The sequence below is a fragment of the Brevundimonas sp. GW821-FHT10E09 genome, assembly GCF_058809375.1.
Genome location: NZ_JBXASO010000019.1, coordinates 43,332 through 49,847, shown reverse-complemented (window position 1 = coordinate 49,847; position 6,516 = coordinate 43,332). Strand labels below are relative to the sequence as shown.

The following is a 6,516-nucleotide window of genomic DNA, read 5'->3' as shown; positions in this document are numbered from 1 at the left end:
GTGACGTCCATCCCGAACCTCAAAAGGGGGTCCCTATTGCACGCCGATAGGGGGTCCCTTTTAGACGCCGATTGACAAACAGTGGAAGGAGCGCGCGCTGAACCACGCGTTCGACCGCGTCATCGAAGCCTTGTCGGCCAAAGGAAAAATTCGACCTCAACTTACCATTCACGGCCTTCGACATTCACGAGGCATTGAACTGGCACACGCCGGTTCGTCCGACGCAGAAATTATGGCTCAGCTTGAGCACAAGAGCGAGCGTGCTGCGCGAATCTATCGCTCTCAGGCAAGCCGGCGACTGACGGCGGACTCTGGCCAGGATCGTATTGACGAAAAGATTCGCCTGCGCGCGTTGAAAAATGGCGGCATGCGCACCGAGGTCACGCTGTAACACCATCTGTAAATTGTCTGTAACAACCTCAACGACTACAGCATAGCGATCAGCTAACTCGTTGAAAAATATGGCGCACCCGGAGCGATTCGAACGCCCGACCCCCAGATTCGTAGTCTGGTGCTCTATCCAGCTGAGCTACGGGTGCGGCTGCCTTGCGGCGAGGGCGGGTCTTTAGCCGTAGAAACCGGCGGGCGCAAGCGGCGGAATGCAGTTTCTGCGTGGTCGGCGGTTGGCGCGGACGCCGGGACGGCCTAGGTCGGGAGACGACGTCCTCCCTCGTCCGGATTTTCTCATGCATTTCATCCGCCGTCGTCTCGCCGTCCTGCTCATTCCCATTGTCATCGCCGGCTGCCAGACGGCGGGCGGGGGCGCTCCGACAGCGGCCGAGACACCGGTTCAGGGTCAGGCGACGACGCCGGAGGCCGGGACGCCTGCGCGCGGCCCCTTCGTGGCGGCGGCCAATCCGCTGGCGGTCGAGGCGGGGATGAAGGTGCTGCGGCGCGGCGGGTCGGCGGTGGACGCCGCTGTCGCCGTACAGGCGGTCCTGGGCCTGGTGGAGCCCCAGTCGTCGGGTCTGGGCGGCGGGGCCTTCCTGATGAGCTATGAGGCGGCGACCGGACAGGTGACGGCCTATGACGGCCGCGAGACGGCGCCGGCCTCGGCCACGCCCGAACTGTTCTATGAGGACGGCAAGCCGCTGGCCTTCATCGACGCCCTGTTGTCGGGGCGCTCGACCGGGGCGCCGGGCGCGGTGGCCATGCTGGCCATGGCGCAGAAGGATCACGGCCGGCTGGAATGGCGCGACCTGTTCGGCGAGGCCGAACGCCTGGCGCGCGACGGCTTCGTGGTCAGCCCGCGCCTGGCCGGCATGATCAACGGCCCCGCGCCCCAGGCGAGAACCCGGTGGGCCAAAGCCTATTTCACCCGGCCGGACGGCGAACCCTATCGGGCCGGCGACGTGATGCGGAACCCCGCCTATGCCCGAACCGTGGCGGCCCTGGCGAACGAAGGGCCGGGCGTTCTGTACGGCGGCCGCATCGGGCGCGAGATCTCCCAAACAGTGGCCGAGGCGCCGCGCCCCGGCGGCCTGACCGAGACGGACATCGCCGCCTATCGCCCGTTGCGTCGCGACGCCCTGTGCCGTCCGTACCGGATCTATGTCGTCTGCGTGCCCCCGCCGCCGTCCAGCGGGGTGGCCCTGCTGCAGTTCCTGGCCATGGCCGAGCAGACGCCCGACATCCGAAAGGGCCCCGACAGCCCGGCCGCCTGGGTCGCCTTCGGCCGGCTGCAGCGTCTGATGTACGCCGACCGCGACCGCTATGTGGGGGATGCGGACTTCGTCGGCGTGCCGATCGCCGGCCTGCTGGATCCGGACTATGTCGCCGCGCGCGCGGCCCTGGCGCCGACCCTGAACGGTCCCGCGACGCCCGGCGCCCCCACGGGCTCGCCCCCGCGCGGCGCGGACCGCACGGCCGAGCCCGGCGGCACCTCGCACATGGTCGTCGTCGATGCGGAGGGGAACGCGGTCAGCATGACGACCACGGTCGAGAGCATCTTCGGCAACGGCCGGATGGTCGAGGGTTTCTTCCTGAACAATCAGCTGACCGACTTCTCCTTCACCCCGAGCGAGGACGGCCATCCCGCGGCCAATGCGGTGGCGGCGGGCAAGCGGCCGCGGTCGTCGATGACGCCGGTGCTGATCCTGGACCGTCAGGGCCGTCTGGTCGGGGCCATCGGCTCGCCGGGCGGGTCCAGTATCCTGGCCTATGTCGCCAAGGCCCTGATCGGGGTGATCGACTGGGGCCTGCCGATGCAGGAGGCTGTCGCCCTGCCCAATCTGGTGGTGCGCGGCGAGATGGTCGGCGCCGATACGGCCCTGATCGCGCCGGACATCCGCGACGCCCTGGGGGCGGCGGGCATGAGCCTCAGACCCAATGCAACCGAGACCTCGGGCCTGCATGGAGCGATGTGGCGCGACGGCCGGTGGGACGGCGGCGCGGATCCGAGGCGAGAGGGCGTGGCGGTGTCGGAGGTTCGCTGATGCGCGACGACCCGAAGGTGCGGGTCAGCGGCGCGGCTTGATCGACAGCTGGAAGGCGATCAGGCCCTCGTCCAGATCGGTGTCGAGGCCGTTCATGCCGCGCAGCCCCTTGCCGGCGTCGATCTCGCGATAGACCAGACCGACGGAGGTCTGGACGTCGCCCCGGCGATAGGCCACGCCGACCGAGGCGTCGCCCAGGAAGCCGCCTCGATCCTGGGTATAGCCGGAGCGGGCGTAGTCGCCGTCGCGGGTGCGGGCGAAATTATAGCCGACCGCCCGGCCGGACCCGGCGGCGTAGAGATACCACCGGGGACGCTCGCCGAAGCGCGCGGTTCCGTCGGGGGCGAGACGATCCAGGCCTTCGCCGATCTTCAGGGTGGCCCCGGCCTCCGCCGATCCGCCGTCGCTGCCCAGGCCGAAACCGGCGTGGGGCGTCAGACTGACTTCCAGGCCGGACGGCGTGTGTCCGACGGCGCCGCGGAAGCCGCGAACATAGCGCAGGTCATAGGCTTCCGCGTCCAGCTCGGCCCGGTCGATCGGCGTGACCGGCAGGGGCGAGCCGTCGGCGCGACGCAATCGCCCGGCGGTTTCCAGCGTGACCCGGTCGGTGAAAGCCTTGCGGTCGATCCAGATGTCACTGCGGGTGGCGGCTGCCAGACCCTCGGTTTCGGCCGGCCGCAGGGGCGCGCTCATCTCGATTTCGGATCCGAAGCGGGCGTCGGGCGTGACGCGGAACCCGCCTTGCTCATTGAGGCGCGCGGTCAGGGTTTGAGCCGTCGCGTGAGTTTCGTCGAAGGCGCCGGGGATCCAGGCCTGGGCGCGCGAGTCGGCGAACCCGGCTGCCGCCAGGACGATTCCCACTCCAACGCTCCACACCACAACGCGCATTCGGTCTCCCCACCGTCCGCTGTTCTCCAGCTTGCACCAGGTGCAACCAGACTCCAACAGACATTTTCAAGACACTGTTTCGTCCCTTTTGAACGACGCTGCGGCGCCGGAGTTCCAGTCGTGAAAAAGGGCCCCGCCTGCGCGGAGCCCTTTCAGGTCTGGCGTCCGACCGCCTACTGGCAGGCCAGGCACTCGTCGTAGTCGGTCTTGGGCATGGAGAAGAGGTCGGGCTGGTTCGGATCGATGACCGCCTCGGCCTTGTCCTCGGCGCCGGCGAAGGCGGCGCGCTGCACCGACTTGGAGCGCAGATAGTACAGGGACTTCACGCCGCGTTCCCAGGCGGACCAGTGCAGCATGTGCAGGTCCCATTTGTTGACGTCGCCCGGGATGAACAGGTTCAGCGACTGGGCCTGGCAGATTTCCGGGGCGCGGTCGGCGGCCAGTTCCACCACCCAGCGCTGGTCCAGTTCGAAGGCGGTCTTGTAGATGCCCTTCTCGTCCTCGTTCAGGGCGTCCAGGTGCTGGACCGAGCCCTCGTGCTCGAGGATCGAGTTCCAGACCGCTTCGGTGTTGATCCCCTTTTCGTCGAGCAGGCGCTCCAGATAGGGGTTCTTGACCGCGAACGAGCCCGACAGGGTCTTGTGGGTGTAGATATTGGCCGGGATCGGCTCGATGCCCGCCGACGTCCCGCCGCAGATGATCGAGATCGAGGCGGTCGGGGCGATGGCCAGCTTGTGGCTGAACCGCTCCATAACGCCGCGCTCCTCGGCGTCCAGGCAGGGGCCCTTCTCTTCGGCCAGCAGGCGGCTGGCCTTGTCGGCCTCGCGACGCAGGTGCTTGAACAGGCGCATGTTCCACGACTTGGCCATGGCGCTTTCGAAGGCGACGCCCTGGCCTTGCAGGAAGGAGTGGAAGCCCATCAGGCCCAGGCCGACCGAACGTTCGCGCTTGGCCGAATAGACGGCGGCCTTCATTTCCGGCGGGGCGCGGCGGATGAAGTCCTCCAGGACGTTGTCCAGGAAGCGCATGATGTCTTCGATGAACTTGGGCTCTTCGCGCCACTCCAGGAAGGTCTCGGCATTGACCGACGACAGGCAGCAGACGGCGGTCCGGTCCACGCCCAGGTGGTCGCGGCCGGTGTGCAGCATGATCTCGGCGCACAGGTTCGACTGTTTGACCTTCAGGCCCAGGTCGCGCTGGTGCGGCGCCATCTGGCGGTTCACCGTGTCGGAGAAGATCATATAGGGCTCGCCGGTCTGCATCCGGATGTCGAGCAGCTTGGTCCACAGCGAGCGGGCGTCGACGGTCTTGATGACCGCGCCGTCCTTGGGGGACTTCAGGTCGAATGTGGCGCCGGTCTTCACCGCCTCCATGAATTCGTCCGTGACATTGACGCCGTGGTGCAGATTCAGGGACTTGCGATTGAAGTCGCCCGAGGGTTTGCGGATCTCGAGGAACTCCTCGATCTCGGGGTGATGGATGTCCAGATAGACGGCGGCCGAGCCGCGACGCAGCGAGCCCTGGCTGATCGCCAGGGTCAGCGAGTCCATCACGCGGATGAAGGGGATGATGCCCGAGGTCTTGCCCGCGCCCTTGACCTTCTCGCCGATGGAGCGGACGCCGCCCCAGTAGGTGCCGATGCCGCCGCCGTTCGAGGCCAGGGCGACGTTTTCGTTCCAGACGCTCTGGATGCCGTCCAGGCTGTCGCCGACCGCGTTCAGGAAGCAGGAGATCGGCAGGCCGCGATCCGCGCCGCCGTTCGACAGGACCGGGGTCGCGGGCATGAACCACAGGCGGCTCATATAGTCGTACAGGCGCTGGGCGTGGTCGGCGTCGTCCGAGAAGGCGGTCGAGACGCGGGCGAACATGTCCTGATAGCTCTCGCCCGCCAGCAGGTAGCGGTCTTCCAGCGTCTTCTTGCCGAAGTCGGTCAGCAGGGCGTCGCGCGAACGATCCACCTGGACCGATTTCACGACAGTCAGATGGGGCTTCTCGAGGGTCGCGTTCGTCACAACACCTTGGAATTCCGTCGTCTTCAAAGCCTCGCCGCCAGCCATGGTCATCTGCGTCCTGAACAATAAACAGCCTAGAGCCACCTGCGCCGTGACCACATCATCTAGTGGTCTCAACGCTCCCTGAGCCCACATATAGGGCGCACATGCCTAATAACCCGTCAACGTCTTGACGGTCGCTTTGTAAGCGAATCGGTCGGACAACTCGTCCACGCCTGGGGAAAATCCAGCAAGCAAGCCAGCAAACCCCTCCCAGGCCTTCGCAGTTGCGATATCACGAACGCGTGATCGGAACATAGGGCGAGCTTGGCCGTTTGGCCCGTCCATGACCGTTTCAGATTTCCGTCCCTTTTTGATACGCGCCCTGACGGTTGCGCGAACAGAGATCGCCGCTCTGACGGCCCTGTTCGTCGCCGCGATCGGCGTCATGACCTTCGTCGAGATCGCCGACGACATGACGGAGGCCGACGGCCAGGCCTTCGACCATCAGGTTCTGGCCCTGCTGCGCCCCTATGCCGACGATCCCGGCCGGCCCTGGGGGCCGTGGTGGCTGAAGGAGGCGGCGGCCGACATCACCTCGCTGGGCGGCATATCGGTGCTGGGCCTGTTCGCCCTGATCGTCATCGTCTTCCTGTTGAGCCAGAGGAAATGGCTGTCGTCCGTCCTGCTGGCCCTGGGCCTGATCGGCGGCGTGATGCTCAGCGAGGGGCTGAAGGCGGTGTTCGAGCGCGAACGCCCGCCCCAGGCCCTGCAGGCGGTCGAGACGATCAACGCCAGCTTCCCCTCCGGCCACGCCCTGCTGGCGACGGTCTTCTATCTCAGCGTCGCGGTCATGCTGACGCGGGCCTTTCCGCGCCAGAGGTTCAAGATCTTCGTCCTGGGGGTCGGCATTCTGATGGCCCTGCTGGTGGGGCTGACCCGCATCTATCTGGGCGCCCACTGGGCGACGGACGTCTTCGCCGGCTGGGCCGTGGGCTCGGCCTGGGCCATGGTCCTGTGGCTGGTCGCCTATGGGATCGCGCGCTGGCAGAAGCGTCATCAGGCGCCCCTGCAGGACGAGCCGTCGCCGATGGAGCCTGAAACCGGGGACGACCCGACCAAAGTCTAGCCCCGCCCTGGCGTCGGACGCAGGATAGTCTGTCTTGAGACGCCGCCTCGATCTGAACAGAGCGGCGCGCAGA

5 protein-coding genes and 1 tRNA gene are annotated in these 6,516 nt (G+C 66.9%); 3 read left to right on the top strand and 3 right to left on the bottom strand.

Annotated features, from left to right (window positions below; genetic code table 11):
* Positions 1-70 precede the first annotated feature (70 nt).
* A complete protein-coding gene (locus AC1RSI_RS15345) occupies positions 71-391 on the top strand; it encodes a tyrosine-type recombinase/integrase (RefSeq protein ID WP_447941620.1) in 321 nt (106 codons plus the stop codon).
* A 71-nt stretch (positions 392-462) separates the two neighbouring features.
* Here the strand turns inward: AC1RSI_RS15345 and AC1RSI_RS15340 are convergent.
* Positions 463-539: transfer RNA gene (locus tag AC1RSI_RS15340), tRNA-Arg, on the bottom strand.
* A 147-nt stretch (positions 540-686) separates the two neighbouring features.
* Between AC1RSI_RS15340 and AC1RSI_RS15335 the strand changes: the two genes are divergently transcribed.
* The gene (locus AC1RSI_RS15335) at positions 687-2,435 is read left to right on the top strand and encodes a gamma-glutamyltransferase family protein (RefSeq protein WP_154725956.1); all 1,749 of its coding nucleotides are present in this window, start codon (positions 687-689) and stop codon (positions 2,433-2,435) included.
* A 24-nt stretch (positions 2,436-2,459) separates the two neighbouring features.
* Here AC1RSI_RS15335 and AC1RSI_RS15330 read toward each other — a convergent pair whose 3' ends face one another.
* Together AC1RSI_RS15330 and AC1RSI_RS15325 are read right to left on the bottom strand one after the other, a co-directional pair.
* On the bottom strand, positions 2,460-3,323 hold the full coding sequence (locus AC1RSI_RS15330) for a lipid A-modifier LpxR family protein (protein WP_230307599.1): 864 nt from the start codon (positions 3,321-3,323) through the stop codon (positions 2,460-2,462).
* Positions 3,324-3,496: 173 nt separating this feature from the next.
* Positions 3,497-5,386, bottom strand: coding sequence for a ribonucleoside-diphosphate reductase subunit alpha (locus AC1RSI_RS15325; protein WP_035310283.1), 1,890 nt, complete (start codon positions 5,384-5,386; stop codon positions 3,497-3,499).
* 274 nt (positions 5,387-5,660) lie between these two features.
* Here AC1RSI_RS15325 and AC1RSI_RS15320 point away from each other — a divergent pair, with 274 nt between their 5' ends.
* A complete protein-coding gene (locus tag AC1RSI_RS15320; protein ID WP_008260320.1) occupies positions 5,661-6,443 on the top strand; it encodes a phosphatase PAP2 family protein in 783 nt (260 codons plus the stop codon).
* Positions 6,444-6,516 lie beyond the last annotated feature (73 nt).

Excerpts from the sequence above, each read along its gene's own strand:
- AC1RSI_RS15335 (WP_154725956.1), top strand. The coding sequence starts at position 687 with ATGCATTTCATCCGCCGTCGTCTCGCCGTCCTGCTCATTCCCATTGTC.
- AC1RSI_RS15325 (WP_035310283.1), bottom strand. The coding sequence starts at position 5,386 with ATGACCATGGCTGGCGGCGAGGCTTTGAAGACGACGGAATTCCAAGGT.
- AC1RSI_RS15330 (WP_230307599.1), bottom strand. The coding sequence starts at position 3,323 with ATGCGCGTTGTGGTGTGGAGCGTTGGAGTGGGAATCGTCCTGGCGGCA.
- AC1RSI_RS15320 (WP_008260320.1), top strand. The coding sequence starts at position 5,661 with ATGACCGTTTCAGATTTCCGTCCCTTTTTGATACGCGCCCTGACGGTT.